General features: G+C 58.8%; 17 protein-coding genes. 9 read left to right on the top strand and 8 right to left on the bottom strand.

What is annotated here, in order from left to right; all coding sequences use genetic code 11:
* The first annotated feature begins 53 nt into the window (after positions 1-53).
* Entirely contained in the window at positions 54-2492 is a 2439-nt protein-coding gene (locus PPTH39_RS19375; protein WP_095025192.1) for a TonB-dependent siderophore receptor, read from the top strand.
* Positions 2493-2601: 109 nt separating this feature from the next.
* Here the strand turns inward: PPTH39_RS19375 and PPTH39_RS19380 are convergent, their stop codons facing one another.
* Together PPTH39_RS19380 and PPTH39_RS19385 are read right to left on the bottom strand one after the other, a co-directional pair.
* Complete coding sequence (locus PPTH39_RS19380; protein WP_095000759.1) at positions 2602-3009, bottom strand: type II toxin-antitoxin system HicB family antitoxin; 408 nt, start codon at positions 3007-3009, stop codon at positions 2602-2604.
* Between the two features lie 40 nt (positions 3010-3049).
* Entirely contained in the window at positions 3050-3229 is a 180-nt protein-coding gene (locus tag PPTH39_RS19385; protein WP_095001085.1) for a type II toxin-antitoxin system HicA family toxin, read from the bottom strand.
* Positions 3230-3462: 233 nt separating this feature from the next.
* On the opposite strand from PPTH39_RS19385, the gene PPTH39_RS19390 reads away from it, so the two are divergent.
* From PPTH39_RS19390 to dsdC, 3 genes are all read left to right on the top strand, one after another.
* Entirely contained in the window at positions 3463-4803 is a 1341-nt protein-coding gene (locus tag PPTH39_RS19390; protein ID WP_095026362.1) for a GntT/GntP/DsdX family permease, read from the top strand.
* 42 nt (positions 4804-4845) lie between these two features.
* Positions 4846-6192, top strand: coding sequence for a D-serine ammonia-lyase (gene dsdA, locus PPTH39_RS19395; protein ID WP_095025190.1), 1347 nt, complete (start codon positions 4846-4848; stop codon positions 6190-6192).
* 83 nt (positions 6193-6275) lie between these two features.
* Positions 6276-7235 carry a DNA-binding transcriptional regulator DsdC gene (dsdC, locus tag PPTH39_RS19400; protein WP_095000756.1) on the top strand — a complete coding sequence of 320 codons (960 nt, stop codon included), beginning with the start codon at positions 6276-6278 and terminating at the stop codon, positions 7233-7235.
* Here the strand turns inward: dsdC and PPTH39_RS19405 are convergent.
* The gene (locus PPTH39_RS19405; protein ID WP_130872322.1) at positions 7177-8520 is read right to left on the bottom strand and encodes a sensor histidine kinase; all 1344 of its coding nucleotides are present in this window, start codon (positions 8518-8520) and stop codon (positions 7177-7179) included. The genes dsdC and PPTH39_RS19405 overlap by 59 nt on opposite strands.
* Positions 8517-9209, bottom strand: coding sequence for a response regulator transcription factor (locus PPTH39_RS19410; protein ID WP_095000754.1), 693 nt, complete (start codon positions 9207-9209; stop codon positions 8517-8519). Before PPTH39_RS19410 ends, PPTH39_RS19405 begins: the two co-directional genes overlap by 4 nt.
* A gap of 177 nt (positions 9210-9386) precedes the next feature.
* Between PPTH39_RS19410 and PPTH39_RS19415 the strand changes: the two genes are divergently transcribed.
* Genes PPTH39_RS19415 through PPTH39_RS19430 form a run of 4 tightly spaced genes read left to right on the top strand, consistent with a single transcriptional unit; the run spans position 9387 to position 13752 of the window.
* Positions 9387-11489 (top strand): TonB-dependent receptor domain-containing protein, encoded by a 2103-nt coding sequence (locus tag PPTH39_RS19415; protein WP_095020118.1) that lies wholly within the window; start codon positions 9387-9389, stop codon positions 11487-11489.
* Between the two features lie 33 nt (positions 11490-11522).
* On the top strand, positions 11523-11825 hold the full coding sequence (locus PPTH39_RS19420; RefSeq protein ID WP_095000752.1) for a hypothetical protein: 303 nt from the start codon (positions 11523-11525) through the stop codon (positions 11823-11825).
* Complete coding sequence (locus PPTH39_RS19425; protein WP_130872323.1) at positions 11822-13432, top strand: PepSY-associated TM helix domain-containing protein; 1611 nt, start codon at positions 11822-11824, stop codon at positions 13430-13432. Before PPTH39_RS19420 ends, PPTH39_RS19425 begins: the two co-directional genes overlap by 4 nt.
* A complete protein-coding gene (locus tag PPTH39_RS19430) occupies positions 13429-13752 on the top strand; it encodes a DUF3325 domain-containing protein (protein WP_095031414.1) in 324 nt (107 codons plus the stop codon). Before PPTH39_RS19425 ends, PPTH39_RS19430 begins: the two co-directional genes overlap by 4 nt.
* Before the next feature lie 6 nt (positions 13753-13758).
* On the opposite strand, the gene PPTH39_RS19435 is transcribed toward PPTH39_RS19430, so the two are convergent.
* The 4 genes from PPTH39_RS19435 to PPTH39_RS19450 form a co-directional block, all read right to left on the bottom strand.
* A complete protein-coding gene (locus PPTH39_RS19435) occupies positions 13759-14067 on the bottom strand; it encodes an XRE family transcriptional regulator (RefSeq protein WP_095017778.1) in 309 nt (102 codons plus the stop codon).
* Positions 14060-14425 (bottom strand): type II toxin-antitoxin system RelE/ParE family toxin, encoded by a 366-nt coding sequence (locus PPTH39_RS19440; RefSeq protein ID WP_130872324.1) that lies wholly within the window; start codon positions 14423-14425, stop codon positions 14060-14062. Before PPTH39_RS19440 ends, PPTH39_RS19435 begins: the two co-directional genes overlap by 8 nt.
* A gap of 215 nt (positions 14426-14640) precedes the next feature.
* Positions 14641-15924 (bottom strand): OprD family porin, encoded by a 1284-nt coding sequence (locus PPTH39_RS19445; protein WP_095000747.1) that lies wholly within the window; start codon positions 15922-15924, stop codon positions 14641-14643.
* A 250-nt stretch (positions 15925-16174) separates the two neighbouring features.
* Positions 16175-16870 (bottom strand): DsbA family protein, encoded by a 696-nt coding sequence (locus PPTH39_RS19450; protein WP_095024211.1) that lies wholly within the window; start codon positions 16868-16870, stop codon positions 16175-16177.
* 257 nt (positions 16871-17127) lie between these two features.
* Here PPTH39_RS19450 and PPTH39_RS19455 point away from each other — a divergent pair, with 257 nt between their 5' ends.
* On the top strand, positions 17128-19206 hold the full coding sequence (locus PPTH39_RS19455) for a TonB-dependent receptor (protein ID WP_095000745.1): 2079 nt from the start codon (positions 17128-17130) through the stop codon (positions 19204-19206).
* Positions 19207-19227: the final 21 nt, after the last annotated feature.

Here is a 19227-nt window from a genome sequence, read left to right on the forward strand (position 1 = left end):
ACATAAGCCGCGACTACAGCGCGTTTGTGCCATGACCACGCAAGGATCATCGAATGCCCCCGCTCCCCCTCAATACCACCACCAAAATAGCCCGCGCTGTGCGCCTGGCGGTATTTGGCGCGTCCCTCGCCAGCCTGTCCGGTCTGGCGCTGCTACCGGCCCAGGCCGCAGCGCAAAGCCAGGCGCAGTACCAGATTGCCCCTGGCCCTCTGGGCAGCGCCCTGACCCGGTTTGGTGTGCAGGCTGGGGTTACGATTTCGTTTGATACCGAACAGGCCCGTCACCTCAAGACCGGCGGGCTTGAAGGTTCATACAGCGTCGAGGAAGGCCTGGAGCGCTTGCTTGCCAATAGCGGGTTGCAAGCCGAGCGCCAGAGCAACGGGGGTTATGTACTGGTCGCTAGCAACAGTGAAGCCGCGCTGGAGCTGGGGGCCACTCAAGTTGTCACCAACCAGTTGGGTACCGTTACCGAAGGCACCGGTTCCTACACGCCGGGCGCTATCGCCACGGCCACTCGCCTGGTGCTCACACCGCGGGAAACGCCGCAATCGATCAGCGTAATCACCCGCCAGCATATGGATGATTTCGCCCTCGACAATGTTGACGATGTGATGCGCCATACCCCGGGCATTACCGTCTCGGCCTACGACACGGACCGCACCAACTACTACTCGCGTGGTTTTTCGATCAACAACTTCCAGTACGACGGCATCCCCTCCGCCGTACGCAACGTTGCCTATTCAGCGGGTAATACCCTGAGCGACATGGCTATTTATGACCGTATCGAGGTACTCAAGGGCGCTTCAGGTTTGCTCAGCGGGGCGGGGTCCCTGGGCGGCACCATCAACCTGGTGCGTAAAAAACCCACCCATGATTTTCACGGCCATATCACCGCAGGCGCAGGCTCGTGGGACAACTACCGGACTGAAGTAGACCTCAGCGGCCCATTGACCGAAACCGGTAATGTGCGCGGTCGTGCGGTAGCGGCCTATCAGGACCGGCAATCGTATATCGACCGCTACTCCAACCAGAGTTCGGTGTTCTACGGCATCCTCGAAGTCGACCTGACGCCAGACACCTTGCTGACCGTGGGCGCCGATTATCAGGACAACAAACCCCAGGGCTCCACCTGGTCGGGGAGCTTCCCGCTGTACAACTACGCGGGCGAGATCAACAGCGCCAAACGCTCATTCAGCAACGCCACCGACTGGAGCAGCTGGCAGCAATACACCCGCACGGTGTTCGCGACCCTGGAACAGGACCTGGGCAGTGGTTGGGTGGGCAAGCTGCAACTGGACCACAAGATCAATGGCTACGATGCCCAGCTGGGGGCGATTCAGTTCAACCAGCCTGCGGCTGATGGCACCGCCAATATCAATGCTCAACGTTACAAGGGCGAAACCACCAGCGACGCGGCCGACCTCTATGTCAGCGGCCCCTACGAGTTTCTCGGCCGTGAACACGATTTGGTGTTGGGCGGCTCCATCAGTACCGCCAACTGGAAAGGCAAAGGCTATTGGGACGTGACCTTCTCCACCCCCAATCTGGTGGATTACTTCAACTGGGACGGCCATCTGGCCAAACCTGACTGGGGCAACGCATCTCAAATCAGCGATGACACCGTGCGCCAGACCGGCATGTATGCAACCACGCGTCTGAATGTCACAGATGAGCTGAAAGTGTTTCTGGGCGGGCGGGTGGTCGACTACACCCTTACGGGTACCACCAATACCTATCGCGAAACAGGACGCTTGATTCCCTATGCGGGCATTACTTATGACCTGACCGATTACCTGACGGCCTATGCCAGCTACACCGATGTATTCATGCCCCAGGAGTTCTACAACCTGGATCGCAACAGCAAAATGCTTGACCCAGACGAGGGTGAAAACTACGAGATCGGCCTCAAGAGCGAGTTCTTCGATGGCCGCCTGAACGCCAGCCTGGCGTACTTTGAGGTCAAGGAAAGCAACCGTCCCATCCCCGACGATGCCTGGAACAACCTGCAACCCACCCCGCCCAACTATGCCTTCAAGGGCACTGCGGCTAAAACCAAGGGCTACGAGCTGGAGATATCCGGCGAGCTGAGCCCGGGCTGGAGCCTGCAGGCCGGTTACACGCACAAGGTGGTACGCGATGACAACGGTAAAAAGATCTCGACCTTCGAACCCGAAGACCAACTGAGCTTCTACACCATCTACAAACTGAAGGGCGACCTCAACAAAGTCTCCGTGGGCGGTGGCGCACGCTGGCAGAGCACGGCCTGGCAAGAGATGTTCAACGGCCCCAAGGACAGGTACGAAGACTTCTCGCAAAAGCCCTACTGGGTGGTGGACCTGATGACCCGTTATCAATTCACGGAAAACCTGTCGACCACGCTCAACGTCAACAACGTGTTCGACAAGTATTACTACACCAATATCGGGTTCTATAACTCGGCGATTTATGGCGAGCCGCGCAACTTTATGCTGACCACTCGCTGGGATTTCTGACACGCATATCCAATTGTGGGAGCGAGCCCGCTCGCGAAGGCCTGCAGAGCTTCGCAAGCAGGGTAGCCCCCACGATTTTGGGGCTTCGCGAGGTGGCCTTTACTCCGGCCTACGCTTGTTGCAGAACCTTTAATGCTGCCGAAGCCAGAAATCCTGAACGGCTCTTTTGCTCAGGATGATGTTTCACATAATCATCGATCCGATTCAGCAAGATTGCGGGCAAGGTGATATTCAGCTTTTCCGCCTTTCCGAGGTATCTGGTGATATCGATATCGACCAATGCCCAGATGCAGCCCTCATACTCGGGGTTGGAAACATGAGCGCTTACAGGGGTTGCAACAGGAATTCTGGCGCAATCCTCTGCCAAAATCTCCAGGTGCCCTTCAATGGCTTCGCGTGCCATGGCCATCGCGTCGTCAAGATCCTCCCCCGCAGAGAAGCACCCAGGGATATCCGGCACGTCTACACCCCAGGCATGTTGTTCATCGCCAGGGCGAATCGCTATTGGGTAAAGCATGTTCAAAACCTCCACAGGGCGGGTTAAAGCAGCCTGCTAGTCAAAGCTGAGCTTGCTTCAAAATACTGTTGATCGTTTTGGTCAGTAAATCTTTCTTCGGATGAGGAATCGTTACCAGCCCCGGCTTCGTCGGGTGCTTGAAGTGGTGATGACTTCCCTTGCTCCGTACCAGATACCAACCGTCAGCTTCTATTGCGGTTATCAGCTGTCGGCTATTCAAATTCGTCATCTCCAATAGTGGTTACTATAACCACCGCATTCATAAAATGTCATCCCCAATCATGGCTCCGGTAGCCTTTGCGCATGGATACCTCCTGACAGATGACCCCACATCATCTGTACCGTGAAAAACCATCCTTTGTCAGCCTACGGAGATGTAACCTCTAATTGCCGGAAGCAAAGTGACGACGATCACTTATTTCAACAATAAAAGCGCTTCCCGGAGCACCTCCCATGCACAGCGGTCCCACTCTTTTGCTGGTGTTGTTTTGCGCCATCGCGCTGATCATTTTCCTTATCGTCAAAGTCCGCGTTCATGCCTTTCTGGCCTTGACCGCTGCGAGCTTTGTGGTGGGAATCGGGTCAGGCATGCCGTTGGTAAAAATTGCTTCGTCGTATGAAGCCGGTGTCGGCGGAACCCTCGGGTTTCTGGCAACGATCATTGGCCTGGGCGGGATTCTGGGCAAGATGCTGGAGGAGTCCGGCGGTGCGGAGCGCATCGCTCAGGCGCTGTTGAACACCCTGGGCAAGGACCGCGCTTCGTGGGCGATGATGCTCGTCGGATTTATCGCAGGCATCCCGGTGTTTTTCGAGGTGGGGTTCGTGCTTCTAATTCCGCTGATTTATGTAGTGGCCAAAGAGACTCGCATCAACCTGCTGTACTTGGGCGTACCTCTGGCGGTGTCGCTGATGGCGGTGCATTGCATGTTGCCGCCACACCCTGCTGCGATGGCGATCACCGGGATGCTGGGCGCCGATGTCGGCAAAGTAATCATGTACGGTCTGATTGTCGCGCTGCCGACCGCGATGATTGCCGGGCCGCTGTGGGTCAAACTGGTGTGCAAGACCGAAGCACCAGCCACTCAGGAAGCTTTTTTGAACGAGCATTGCGATGACAGCAAAACCCGCGACCTGCCAGGCCTAGGCGTCACCCTGCTGACCATCGCCCTGCCGTTGCTGCTGATGGTCGGTAAAAGTTTCGCTGCCAGTCTGCCCCATGAATCCACCGCATTCAGCGTGATTTCGTTTATGGGCACCCCGCTGATCGCACTGTCGATTGCCGTGGTATTCGCTTATTGGGCACTGGGCTTGCGCCGCGGTTTGACCATGGCCGACCTGCTGGCTTACACGCAAAAGAGTTTTCCGCCGCTGGCCAGTATCCTGCTGATCATCGGTGCCGGCGGGGCATTCAATGGCATTCTGATCGACAGTGGCGTGGGTAGCGCGCTGTCCGCCTCGTTGACCCAATTGAATATGAACCCCATCGTGCTGGCCTGGCTGGTGGCCGGTTTGATGCACTTCGCGGTCGGCTCGGCAACAGTGGCCATGATCAGCGCCGCAGGCATGGTATTGCCTATGCTGGGAGCTCACCCGACCGTGAGCAAGGAGATCATCTGCATCGCCATCGGTGCCGGAGCCATGGGCTGGACCCACGTCACGGATTCGGCCTTCTGGGTGGTCAAGGAGTACCTGGGTGTATCCCTGACCGACGCCCTGAAAACCTTTACCACCGCCACCGTACTGGCTTCATCGATCGCGCTGGGGCTGACCCTGCTGCTGTCGCGCTTTGTTTGATTCAAACCGTATATTCAGACTTATCGTTTAAAGGACCCCGCCATGATTTTGGGCAGAACACTTGAAAACTGGTGCGCCAGCTTCCCGCTGATCCGCGAACTGGTCGCGTTGCAAGAAACCACCTGGTTCAACCCCGGGGTGGCACCGGTGGCGCAGGCGCTTGGCGATACAGGCCTGACCAGTGCCGACGTGGCCGATGCCAGCGCACGCCTTGGGCGGTTTGCTGCCTACCTGCGGGTTGCCTTCCCTGAGACAGAGGGCAGTGCTGGCATTATCGAGTCGGACATTCTGCCCCTGACGCATTTGCAGCCGTTGCTCGGCGAACGTTACGGGCAAAGCCTCAATGGCGCGCTGTGGCTCAAGCGCGACAGCCATCTGCCCATCTCCGGCTCGATCAAGGCCCGCGGCGGGATCTATGAAGTGCTCAAGCATGCCGAAGACCTGGCCCTGGCCGGTGGCCTGATTAAGCTCGACGACGACTACGCGCTGCTGCACAGCGACAAGGCCCGGGCCTTTTTTGGCCAGTACAAAATCGCCGTCGGCTCCACCGGCAATCTCGGCATGTCGATCGGCATCATGGGTGCTGCGCTGGGCTTTCAAGTGACCGTGCATATGTCAGCCGATGCCCGGCAATGGAAGAAAGACAAGCTGCGCTCCCACGGCGTTACTGTGGTGGAGTACGAAAGTGATTACAGCGTGGCCGTGGCCCAGGGTCGCCAGCAGGCTGAGTCCGACCCGAGTTGCCATTTTGTCGACGATGAAAACTCGGTCAATCTGTTCCTCGGCTACGCAGTGGCCGGCGAGCGTTTGAAACAGCAGTTCGCGGCGGCGCAAATCACCGTGGATGCCCAGCATCCCCTGTTTGTGTACCTGCCCTGCGGTGTGGGGGGCGCTCCCGGCGGCGTGGCTTTCGGCCTCAAGCTGGCCTTTGGTGATGCAGTGCATTGCATCTTCGCCGAACCGACCCACTCGCCCTGCATGCTGCTGGGTGTGTACACCGGGATGCACGACGAAGTCAGCGTGCAGGATTTCGGCATCGATAACGTCACCGCCGCAGACGGCCTCGCCGTGGGCCGCGCTTCCGGCTTTGTCGGCAAGGCCATGCAGCGCATGCTCGACGGCTTCTACACCGTCAGCGACGAGGAAATGTACAGCCTGCTGGCCCTGATGGAACGCAGTGAAGGCTTGCGCCTTGAGCCTTCCGCACTGGCAGGTGTGCCAGGTATTGCCCGGGTACTGGGCGAGCAGCAAGGCTATCTGGCCCGCGCTGGCCTGAGCCCGCAGGCCATGGCCAACGCCACCCACCTGGTGTGGGCAACGGGAGGAAATATGGTGCCTGCGGCCGAGATGGACGCCTATCTGGCCAAGGGTCGTGAGTTACTGGGCTGACTCAGGCGTAAAGCGGATGTGGCAAGATGGACTCATTGCCACATTCTGCAAGAAGTCGGCCTTTGGCTTGAGGGCAAACTACCGTGCTTAATCTTCCTCCCCGCATCAGCTCACGGCTCAACAGCAGCCAGTTCGCCAACCTTCATACCTTTCTGGTGGCCGCCCGACACCTGAGTTTTGCCCGCGCTGCGCAGGAACTTTGCCTGACCGCCAGCGCCGTAAGCCACCGCATCAGCCGGCTGGAAACGGCGTTGAATATGAAGCTGTTCCAGCGTCTTACCCGCCAGGTCAGCCTGACTGACGAAGGCGAGCGAATTTTCGAAATACTGCAAAGTGCGATGGGGGAATTGTCCGAAGCCCTTGAACGCTCGTCACAGCCAGAAATTGCCGGAGCCATTGCGCTCTATGCCAGGCCATCGGTGGCCCAATGCTGGCTGGTGCCCCGGCTGGCCGACTTTATCGAGCGCTATCCGCTGGTCTCACTGGACCTGCGGGTGGGCAATGACAATGTCGACTTTCGCACACGCAAAATAGATCTGGCCTTGTACTACGCCAACGGCGAATTCCCCGGCCTCACCAGCCAGCGGCTGATGCGCGAATGCATGGCGCCGGTGTGCAGCCCGGAATATGCGCAGCGTCACCGTCTGCACGAAAACCCGCAAAACCTGAGCAACTGCACCACCCTGCACGACTCCCTGGCCTGGGACCATGCCGCCTATGATGCCGAGTGGACCCTGTGGGCCGAACAACACAACCTGCTCGCGGCACTGCCCAAACGTACCCTGACCTTCGACCGTTCGGACCTGTGCGTCACGGCCGCTATGAGCCACGCGGGGATCGCCATCGGGCGCCAGCAACTGGTGCAAAAACGTGTTGATCGCGGCGAACTGGTGCTGCCTTTTGGCGGTTTCAGGCAGTACGGTCACTATGATTATTATCTGGTGCACCCACCGCTCAATGTGGTGCCCAAGCGCTTGCAGGTGTTTATGAACTGGCTGCACATGTGCGCTCAGGAACAGACGATTGAGCAACGGCCAAACTGACCCTGATGGTGGTGTTTGGCGCCTGTACGAACGCTACATGACCACCTGCGTTTTGCACGATCTGACGTACAATCGCCAGCCCCAACCCGGTACCTTCGCTGCTTTGCCGGCCCTTGCGAAAGCGCAGGAACATGGCTTCGCGCTCCTCTGGCGCAATACCCTGCCCCTGGTCGCTGACCTCCAACTGCAAGTGCCCGGCCACCTTGCGCAGGGTCACCTGAACAGTGCCCATGCCGTGGACCAGGGCGTTTTCCAGCAGGTTGCCCAAAGCTTCACGCAACTGATCGGGATTGCCCCGGCATTCGCAACCTGCGGTGATATCCACCTCGATTACCCGAGCACTGGCCTCAAAGAGCGGTAACAGCGCGGCACAGACTTCGCGAGTGAGACGCGAGAGATGGGTGCGCTGCTGCCCGTTATGGCCTTGGGCGGCCTCGCCTTCCTGACGCGCCAGTTCCAGTAGCTGAGTCACCAAACGGCGCATCTGGCGCATTTCCATGTCCAGCGCAGGCCACTCGACCTGCCCTGTGCGCCGGGCTGCTTGCAAGCGCAAATCCAGCACGGTCAACGGCGTGCGCAGTTCATGGGCTGCGTCGGCCACGAAACGCCGTTCGGCAGTGTAGGCCGCAGCCAAACGATCAAGCGCCGTATTGGCCGCAGCCGCCAGGGGCTGGATTTCACTCGGCAGGTTGTCCAGCGGGATACGTTGTTCTGGGTTTGCCGGCCCGATACTGCGCGCCAACTTGGCCGCCACCCGCACCGGACGCAAGGTCCAGTGCAGCAATAAAAGGATCAGACCCAATGACAGCAAACCGATGGGTACCATCATCACCAGGCTCTGGCGCAAGCGGGCCGCCAGCAGGTTGCCAATCACTTCGCGCTCAAGATTATCCTGCTTGGCCACCATCAATATGGCACCTTCGGGCAACTCCACGGGCACGCTGACCACCCGCCCGCTGAAAGCGCTCCAGCGCATCCAGCCCGGGTCCGCACCTGGCTGCTTGAGCCGACGGGGATGTTTGAGGTTTTCGGACTTCCACAACAATCGACCATCGGCCGAATACAACGAATAAGACAGTTCGCCACCGGCATACTGGCGCGGCAGGCTGGCAGGGTCGCTGTCCACCCGAAAACCATCGGCAATCACCTGCGCTTCAATAGTCATTACCCCCCGGCGCAATTCGTCGCGGGTGCCGTACAGGTAAATCGCCAGGTTGCCGAAACCCAGAGCAAAGACCAACAGCAACGCGGTCAACAGGCGCCAGCGCAGGCTGCGTTTAATCATGCCCGATTATCGACGCTGAGCAGGCGATAACCCAAGCCGCGAACCGTTTCGATGCGGCTATGGGCGCCCGCCTCACTGAGCTTGCGGCGCAACCGTGAGACCAGCGCTTCGATGGCGTTGAGGGTCACCGGCTCATTGAAAGCATAAAGTCGCTCTTCGAGTTGCTCCTTGATCACGATACGCGGTGCAATGCGCAGCATTTCTTCCAGCAACATGGCTTCGCGCCGGGCCAGCACCGTTATCCGGGTGTTGCCATCAACGCTCAAGTGCCGGGTTTCAGGTTCGAATGCCAGGTTATTGCAACGCAACAGGGTACTCACACGACTGCCGGGGCGACGCAAGACTGCGCGCAATCGCGCCTCCAGTTCCTGCATGTCGAAGGGTTTGAGAATGTAGTCGTCCGCGCCTGCATTCAACCCGTTGACCCGGCTTTGCAGGGCATCCCGCGCAGTCAGGATGATGCACGGCAAATCGGCATTGGCGCTGTGCTGACGCATGGCCAGCAGTGACATGCCGTCCATGTCCGGCAAGCCAAGATCCAGGATCATCGCGTCATAGCTGCCGACTTCCAGCAAAGCCTGGGCCGTGCGCCCATCTTCGGCGCCATCCACGGCAAATCCGGCCTGCACCAGATGCTCGATCAGCAAACCGCGCAGTGCCCGGTGATCCTCAACAACCAGCACTTTCATTTACTTCAATCCACAAAAAGGTCAGCCACGACGATAAAAAACGGCGCAGGGGGAAATCAACAGGGGCTCGTCAGGTTCCGGTCAGGTTGAGCTGGCAACATTCGCAAACAAGAAACGCAACTGAGACAGCTTATTATTTTCATTTGCGCAATAGCAAGAATCCCAGGAACGCTGTTTATGAACTGCCACCGCCGCAGCACCGTTGCCCCCTCTCCTTTTGCCCGCAAGCCTCTGGCTATTTTTACCGCACTGGTCAGCCTTGGCCTGCCCCTGACGGCAGTTTGCGCCGATGAAGAAGAACAACCTTCCGGGGCAACGGCCAATGCCGCGCCACTGGAGGTCGGCTCAACGGTGGTTACAGCTTCGGGCTTCAGCCAGGACGTGCGCGATGCCCCCGCCAGTATCTCGGTCATCACCCGCGAAGAGCTGGAAAACAAGCAGTTCCGCTCGCTCGCCGATGCGGTACGCAATGTTGAAGGCGTGAGCATCATCGGCGGTGACAAGGGCGAGATTTCCATTCGCGGCATGGAGTCCAGCCACGTCCTGATCCTGATTGACGGTCGTCGCCAGAACACCAGCCAGGTCACGCTCAAGGGCGGCACCTCCGAAGGCCTGGGCATGAACTGGATACCGCCCGTCGAAGCGATTGATCGTATTGAGGTGGTGCGCGGCCCGATGTCCACGCTCTACGGCTCCGAAGCACTGGGCGGGGTGATCAACGTCATCACTCGCAAAGTGGCGCGGCAATGGTCAGGGTCGGTATCCGCGGACCACACCTTCCAGGACAGCTCCAAAGCAGGTGACAGCACGCAACTGGACGGGTACGTGTCCGGTCCGCTGGTCGAAGACCGTCTCGGCATTCAGCTCTGGGGCTACGACAAGCAACGCGACGAGGACAAAATCCTCAACGGCTTCTCCAAATCGACCCGCCACAGCGGCACCGCACGCCTGTGGCTGACCCCTGATGAGCAACAGGAGTTCATGCTCGAAGCCGGCCGCACCGAGCAGGAGTTCTGGAACAACCCGGGCAAAAGCCTGGCGCCTACAGCCGCGAAAAACAACAACCAGTACACCCGCGATACTTATGTTTTGGCCCACACCGGCAACTGGGATTTCGGTACTACCGATATCAGCCTGTATCGCGAAGAAGCGACCCGCGCCAGCGATGTCCAGGCCGGCAATCAGAGCGTCACGCCTGAAGTCACCAACTCGGTATTCGAAAGCAAAATCAGCCTGCCGTTTGACCGCAACGTCTTTGTTGCCGGCGCCCAGTGGAAAAAAGACGAGCTGGAGGCAGACGGTTATTACGCCAGCCCGCAGGGTGCTGGGATTGGCACTTCGATGACAGAAAAATCGCTGTTCGCCGAGAACGAATGGAGCATGACTGACAGCTTCAGCCTGACCACCGGTATTCGCATGGACGACAACGAGTTCTTCGGTCGCCATTGGACACCACGCTTTTACGGCGTATGGCGCCTCAATCCGGACTGGACGCTAAAAGGCGGCGTGGCCAAGGGCTTCAAGTCGCCGACCATCACCCAGACCAACCCCAATATCGGCCTGCCGCAACGCGGTGGTGCTTACACCTGGGGCAACCCGGATTTGAAACCGGAAGAAAGCGAAAACCGCGAAATCGGCCTTTACTACGACGCCGGTGGAAAATTCAGCGGTAATGTCACGCTGTTCGACACCGACTACGAAAACAAGATCGCCAACACCGGCACCCGCCAGCTGTACTACCCGGACGGCAGCCCGGTACCCGCAGACCCGATCACCGGGCGCATCTACAGCACCTATTTCAATATCACCGGTGCCACGGTGCGCGGCATCGAGACCGCTGCCCGTTATCGCTTCAACGACCGGGTGCAGCTCAAGGGCGAGTACACCTACCTGCACTCCAAAGTGTCGAGCGGCGAGGCAACCATTCTAGGCTTTGGCTACCCACTGGCCGAGGGCCAGCCTCTGGTGGCCACGCCCAAGCACTCTGGCAGCGCGACGCTGGACTGGCAAATCATCGACTCGGTTTCCAGCTTCGCCACCGTCAGCTATCGCGGTGAAGAAACCAGCATTGCCTGGGGTCAGGGCGGCGCCGTGTCACAAAGCGAGCAAGCCATCACTACCGTGGATGTGGGCGCCACCTGGCAAGCTACCCAGGATCTGTCCTTGAGCCTGGTCGGCTATAACCTGACCAATCAGGTCAGGGAGCAGGATGTGGACTCCGATTATTCCTATGCCGAAGACGGCCGACGCTTTTGGGTCAAAGCCAACTATACGTTCTGACCCTGAACCGGGCTGCGCGCCCAAGGTATTCATATGAGCGATGCCCTTAATCCTGCGCCGCAGACGGCCTACCGTCTGGCCATTGCCGCACGCACCGTACTGGCCATTTTTGGCAGTTACCTGTTTGCCGCCTTGGCGGCGGCGAGCCTCAGTCTGTTGCTGCCCGGGCCTCGGGCGCAGGCAGTGCTGAGCGCCACCATGCTGGCCTTTGCGCTGTATTGCGCGATGGCAATCTGGGCATTTAGCGCCGCATCTGCAATCCGGGCCTGGCTTGTTGCCTTGGCTTGCTGCGTGCCGCCGGCCCTCCACCTGCTGCTGCGGGAAGTCATGCCATGAAGGCCCTCGGTTTTCGTCAGGCCAACGCCTGGCTGCACACATGGGTCGGGCTGTTACTCGGCTGGTTGCTGTATGCCGTGTTCCTGACCGGTACCCTGAGTTTTTTTCAGGAAGAAATCACGTTCTGGATGAAACCTGAACTGCACGCCTCTGCGCCCGACAACCAGACCGCGCAGCGCCTTGCGCAAGCCATGCAAAGCCTGGCGCCCAACGCGGCGCAATGGACCCTCACCCTGCCCGGCGAACGCAATGCCGGGGCGCAGGCACAGTGGTTCGACATCGGCCAGCCGGTCGTCAAAAGGGGCGGCCAAAGCGTGGCCCTGGATGCGGGCACGGCCGAACCGGTGACCCCGCGGGAAACCCGTGGCGGCGGTTTTCTTTATCGTTTTCACTTTGAGCTGTACGGCATGCCGCGAGTGCTGGCGCGCTGGATCGTCGGTATTGCGACCATGGTGATGCTGGTGGCGATTGTCAGCGGGGTGATCACCCACAAAAAAATCTTTAAGGAGTTCTTCACTTTTCGTCCACGCAAGGGACAACGCTCATGGCTGGACGCGCACAATGCCACTGCAGTGCTGGCCCTGCCGTTTCACTTGATGATCACTTACAGCGGTTTGTTGCTGCTGATGTTTATGTTGATGCCCTGGGGCGTTGAAAGCGCCTATCGCGGTGATACCCAAAAGTTCTTCAACGAAAGCGGCGGACGCGGTGCCCGTACTGCGCCAGCAATGGGTGCAGGCGATCAGCCATTGGGCGAGCAGGTGCCACTGACGGACGTTGCCCCCCTGCTGGCCCAGGCCGAGCAGCGCTGGCCCCGAGGAGTCAGCAGCATCAGCGTGACCCGGCCCGGCACATCGGATGCCGTCATCGAGCTGCGTGAACGCGGTGGCGACAGCCTGATCGACCGGGGCAACAGCGAACGGCTGCGTTTTGACGGTGTGAGTGGTGCTTTGTTGAACAGCCCACCCGCCCCTGCGATCAGCACGCCCAACGCGATCTATAACGTGTTTTCCAGCCTGCACCTGATCCGCTTTGCCGGTGCTCCGCTGCGCTGGTTTTTCTTTATCAGCGGGGTCGTGGGTACGGCAATGATTGCCACCGGGCTGGTGCTATGGGTGGTCAAACGCCTGCCGGAACGGCAGAAACTGGGGCGCACACCCATCGGCCATCGTCTGGTCGAGGTGCTCAATGTCGGCACTGTTGCGGGTCTGCCGCTGGCCATTGCCGCCTATTTTTGGGCTAATCGGTTATTACCCGTGGGCATGACCCAGCGCAGCGCCTGGGAAATTCGCAGCTTCTTTATCATCTGGTTGCTGTGCCTGGTTCATCCACTGCTGCGCAGCCACAAACGAGCCTGGCTTGAACAGCTCTGGGTAGCTGCAGGGTTATTTGCAGCCTTGCCGCTGTTCAGTTTCGGTCTTGCACACAGCCATCTGCTGGCCAGCCTTGCACAGGGCCAATGGTTGCTGGCGGGCATGGACCTGACCTTGCTCGCCAGTGCAGCGCTGCTTGGCTACGCGGCCTGGAAACTCAACCGCCATCAACCGCTGCAACGGCCACAGCGCCAACCGCGTACGGTCAACACCCGACAAGAGAGCGCAGCATGATCTGGATATGCCTGGCGTTGAGTTTCAGTGGTTTCAGCGCACTCAGCCTGAGTACCGAGCGCCATCATGGACAGGTGTTTGCAGACAAAGGCGGCCCGTTCAAGCGCCAGCTATTGCGCCTGCTGGGCTGGCTGCTGCTGGTTGGCGCGGTGATCCCCGGCGTTATCGAACTGGGCCCGTCAGTGGGTATCGCCTTGTGGGCGGCAGTGCTCAGCGTTGCGGCTGGCGGGCTGGTGATATTGCTGACATACCGGCCGCGCCTGATCGTGCCGCTGGCCGTTGCAGGGCCTTCAATGGCATTGGCGGTTTGGGTATTTTAGAACGCGTTATTTGTGCGCGAAGTTTTCTATTTTTACCTGACCATCCGGGAAAGTCGCGATGATTTCCAGCTCGCCACCCATGGCTTGAATGTAATTACGCAACGTACTGATATACATGTCAGTGCGCCGCTCCATTTTGGAAACTGCCGCCTGGTTGATATTCAGCGCTTTGGCCAGTGTCTCCTGGCTCAGCGCCTGAGCTTTGCGCAACTCGTGCAAAGGCATTTCCTGCAAATGCTGATGGTATAAAGCCTGGGTTTGCTCACGCGCCTCTGGGGACATGCGCGCTTCAAGCTCGGCAAATTTTTTAGCCATTTTCCTGGCCCTCTTCAATCAGTGTCTGCAAATGGACTTCGTAGAGAATTTCCGCCAAAGGGACATTCTCTTCATACCATCGGTCGTGACCGGTCTTGTGACCGCCCGTTAACAGCAAGGCACAGCGGCGTGGGTCAAAGGCATAAAGCACCCGGTAGGGGCGACCTCCATGCTGCACGCGTAGTTTGCGAAGGTTACCGTAGCGTGCCCCCTTGATATCGCTGCAATGGGGGAAGCGCAGGGCCGGACCGAGCAGCTCTAGCAATTTGACACTGGCCGCCACGCTGACCTGTTCCTTTTCACTGAGCGTTTCCCACCATAGGCCAAATTCGTCGGTGTACTCAACGTTCCATGTCATGCTCAAAATATTCCACCAAAGGAATATAATCTCAAGGGAATAATCTTAAACACTTCCGATAATGGCCAACTAGTTCTCGGTCCAACCCAAGTGTGAGTGATGGTTTCATCCGGATGCGTTCCTCACGCCGCGGTTAATCGCGGCCAAAAAAAACGCCCCGAACCAGTCGGGGCGTTTTTATTCAGATGTCCAACCTGTTCAACAGGTCGGTAGCATCAGAAAATGCTGATCGGGTAATCAACAAATACACGTACTTCGTTGCCGCCCACGTTGTACTCGCTGGCGTTGTTCGATACGCGCAACCACGAGCCACGCAGACGCACGCTCAGGTCTTTGACCGGGCCGCTTTGTACGACGTACTTGGCCTGGTTGAAGATTTCGCGCTCGGTACCACGGCCACGGTCGGAACCGTCGTCGATGTTGGTGCCGCGCACGTAGGCGATGTTGTAGGTCAGACCCGGAATACCAACGGCACCGAAGTCGAAGCCATAACCCAGCTGCCACGAACGTTCGTCCTTGGCATTGAAGTCGGACCAGTAGGAGTTGGCCAGCAGGATGGTGTTGCCACCGTCGCCCACGCCGCCTGCGTTGCGATAGCCGCCGTACGGGTAGCCGATTTCGCCGGTGCTGCTCTGGTACGCCAGGGTCACCGTGTGCGCGCCGAAAGCGTAGGTGCTTGCCAGGCTCCAGATCTTGTTGTCCTGGCCGTCAACCTTCAGCACGTCACGGGCGTAGTCTTCTTTTACGTGAGTACGGTAGCCGTTGAAATCAAACGTCAGGGACTGTTTGTCTTGCAGCGGGATTGCGTAGGTTACGCCCACGTATTGCTTGTTCAGCTCGTCTTCCATCTCGGAGCCGTACAGGGACGCCGACAGGTTGTCGGTGAACTTGTAGCTACCGCCGAACACGTTGATGCTTTTCAAGTCACCGCTGTCGCGTGCTTCAGCACTTTTACGCGACTCTGCAGTGAAACGACCGACGTTGATTTCCAGACCGTTGATCTCCTTGGAGGTCAACAGGGTACCGGTGAAGCTTTCCGGCATCAGACGCGAATTGTCATACATCAACACCGGCAGCGCAGGCATTTGATCGCCGTACTTGAGCACAGTGTTGGACACGCGAACCTTCACCGCAGCGCCAGCCTTGGCGATGTCGTCAGCCGCTTTACCGCTGGCGCCCTGCTTGAAGAAATCGATACCGCCCGCGCCGCTGTTGCCGCGACCGCCATCCAGACGCAGTGCGTAGATGCCGAAAGCATCCACACCCACACCTACGGTGCCCTGGGTGAAGCCCGAAGTGAATGTGCCGAGGAAACCCTGGCCCCATTCAGCTTTGTCTTGTTGGTGGTTTTTGTAGTCACGGCTGATGTAGGCGTTGCGCGCCAGTACATTGAGGTGGCTGTCTTCTACAAAACCTTTTGCGTCAGCTTGATCGTTAGCCATAGCCTGGGTAGCACTGAGTACGCCCAGAGCGAGAAGACCTATCCGTTTGTTCAACATATTATTTTCCTTATTTCTGAATAGAAGCGCGCTGTGGGGTTCAAGCTGAAACATTGAGTGGTGGTTGCTTCACATAAACAAAAAGACCCGCACGAAGACTGTGTGCAGGTCTTTCGAAAAGTTGGTGTATGGCTTATCGCCACAGGCGTTGGCAGGGATCCTAGCTGCCGTGAAGGCGAGGTGTCAATTTCGTGAAAAATTTGTTAATTGCCAAGGCTTTTCAAAGCTTTGACCGAAGTGTCAGAAATTGTTACTGACAACCATCCAGGCCACAGGCTGGCGCTGAAACGATTGTGTCTGTACCGGTGACGCCAGCGCACTGGCGCAACCAGGCAGCAAAAGCTTCAGGCTTGCCCAAATACGGCCCAAGGTCGATCACCTGATACTGGCCGGACTGCTCCAGTACAACAGTCGGAAAGCCCTGCCCAGCAACCCGGGACAACAATGCCCGGCTGGCCTTGAAGTGGGCCTGCGTTACATCGCCGCTCATCGCAGCGTAAGCGGCGCGGAATGCATCGACATCCAGGCCCATTTCGGTCGCCACTGCCAGCAATACGTCTTTATCGGCAATCCGCCGCCCTTCTGCGTAATGCGCCGTTTGCAGGCGCCCCAACAGCTCCAGGCCGCGCCCGGCCAATTGTTCGGCAACCAGCACGGCGGTGGTCGGCGGCGCCGAATCGAATACTGCCGTGGTGTCGCGCAGCAAGCCTTCGAAGTACCCCTCGCCAAATGGTTGCCCGGTGCATTGGGCAATGCGCTGGTCATGGGGCATCACGTAATCGCGCAGTTGCGCCGACACAGCTCGGCGATGTGCGCCTGCCATCATCCCGCCACCGTGGGCCACGACCGGCAAAATATCGCGCGCGGCGTCGATCAGCGGCTTGGCGCCATAGCACCAGCCGCACAGGGGGTCGTAGATGTAATGCAGGACAGGTGTAGCGGTCATGTAGGGCTCCGGGTCATCACTAAAACAGAACGCCAGCCTAGTCTTGCAGGGCCAGGGGAAAAACATCGGTATGCCTTTTAGTGTGTTGCGCGAACCGGGCGAATCAGGTGCTGTAAGGGCTGCAGGGCAGAGAAACAAACAGAAACATATTTGCAGGGCACGCTATTGGTAATTCTTAACATAAGGCAACAAGAACCATTACCATTCACGCCCTAAAAATATAACGACCCTCTCAACCGCCCGGACACTCCTCAACCATGCTCTCCCCCTGCCGTTTAACACCCTTGAATCTGGGGCTGTGTGCCTTGCTGTACGCCGGATTCAGTAACGCCACCACTGTGCTCCCGGAGCTGTCGATCAGCGCCAGCGAAGCTGAGGCCGATGACCCACGGGTCAAGGATGTCACCACCGCGACTCGCACCTCGACTCCGGCGCGTTATGTGCCGCAAGCCATCGACTCGGTAAAAACCAGCAACGTCCTTGATTACGGCATCAACAGCATCGGCGAAGCCCTGAGCGGGATTCCCAACGTCAGCAGCACTGCCGACACCCGTTTTGACAGCCTGCGCATCCGCGGCTTTGACGCCAGCAACGACTTTTATCTGGACGGTATTCGCGACGACAGCCAATACGTACGCGACCTGCACAATATCGAGCGTATTGAAGTGCTCAAGGGCCCGGCGGCCGTGCTGTATGGCCGTGGCAGCCAGGGCGGGATCATCAACCGCGTCAGCAAGATGCCCCAGTCCGGCCGCCAGTCGAGCATTCAGGCCCAGGGCGGCAGCGAGGATTTGCGCAGCCTGTATGCCGACCTTAGCGCTGACCCGAGTGACACCGTGAGCCTGCGCCTGAACATGGGCAACGAAGACAAAAACAGCTTTCGCGATCACGTCAGCGGTAACCGTCAGCTGTTCGCGCCATCGATAAGCTGGCAAATTACCCCCGACCTGAACTGGCTGGTGCAATACGAATACAACCGCTACAACCGTACCCCGGATCGCGGCATTCCGAGCATCGACGGGCGCCCGGCGGATGTCAGCCGTGGCACCACCTACGGCGGGCAAAACGATTTTATCGACGATAAAGTCCAGAACCTGCGCTCGCGCTTGAGCTATGAACTGAGCGACAACTGGCAACTGCGCCATACCCTGGGCGTGTTCAAGCTCGACAGCCAGTTCGAAAACACCTACCTGACCGGCTACGACCCGAAAATCAACAAGGTGAACCGCCAGAGCTGGCAGCAGGACATGACCACCCGCAATATTTTCAACAACCTCGAAATCGAAGGCGGCTTTGACACCTTTGGCCTGGAGCACCGCCTGCTGACCGGGCTGGAACTCGGCAGCCAGCGCCGCGACCCCAAACTCTACAAAGCCGGGGGCGTACCGCCAGTAGATGTGTACAACCCCGATCGTAGCCTGCGCCCGACCGGGCCGATGGTAATTTCCAGCGACAACCACACCGAAGTCGAGAGCCAGGGCCTGTATGTCCAGGACCAGCTTCGCCTCAACGATCAATGGCAGGTACTGGCCGGCTTGCGTTACGACCGCTTTAACGTCGAGACCACCAACCATCTCAGGCCCTTGATCCCGACCGAAGAACGCCAAAGCCACAGCACCAGCCCGCGCCTTGGCGTGGTCTGGACGCCGCTGCAAAACCACTCGTTCTACGCCTCGTGGACCAAGACCTTCTCACCGGTGGGCGGCGGCCTGATAGGCATCACCCCCGGTGCTGCAGGCAACACCAACGACCTGAGTCCGGAGCTGACCAAGCAAAAGGAAATAGGCGTCAAAAGCGACTGGCTGGATGACCGTCTGAGCACCACCCTGGCGGTGTATGAGCTGGAACTCTACAACCGCCGCACCAAGGACCCGGACGACCCGACCATCACCCTGCTCTCCGGCCTGCAACGCTCACGCGGCATCGAACTGACCGCCAGCGGCAAGCTGGGCGGCAACTGGTACATGCGCGGCGGCGTGGGTGTGCAGGATGCAACGGTGGTCAAGGACAACAACGGGCTTGAGGGCAAACGCATCAATGGCGTGGCCAAGCACAATGGCAGCCTGTTTATTACCTGGAAGCCGGAGATGGGCTGGTACGCCGAAACGGGCCTGACCCTGGTGGGCCAGCGTTATGCCGATAATCAGAACACCGTGGTATTGCCGGGCTACGGGCGCTGGGATGCGTTGGCGGGGTATCGCGAAAAAGACTGGGATGTGAGCGGTGCGCTGACCAACCTGACCGACCGTTACTACTATGCGTCGGCTACCAGTGCGGCGCAGATCATGCCGGGCGAGCCGCGCAGCCTGGTGATGACGGGGACGTACAAGTTCTGAATAAGTACTGACCCTGTGGGA

The organism is Pseudomonas bubulae (assembly GCF_900618535.1).
Lineage (GTDB): Bacteria > Pseudomonadota > Gammaproteobacteria > Pseudomonadales > Pseudomonadaceae > Aquipseudomonas > Aquipseudomonas bubulae.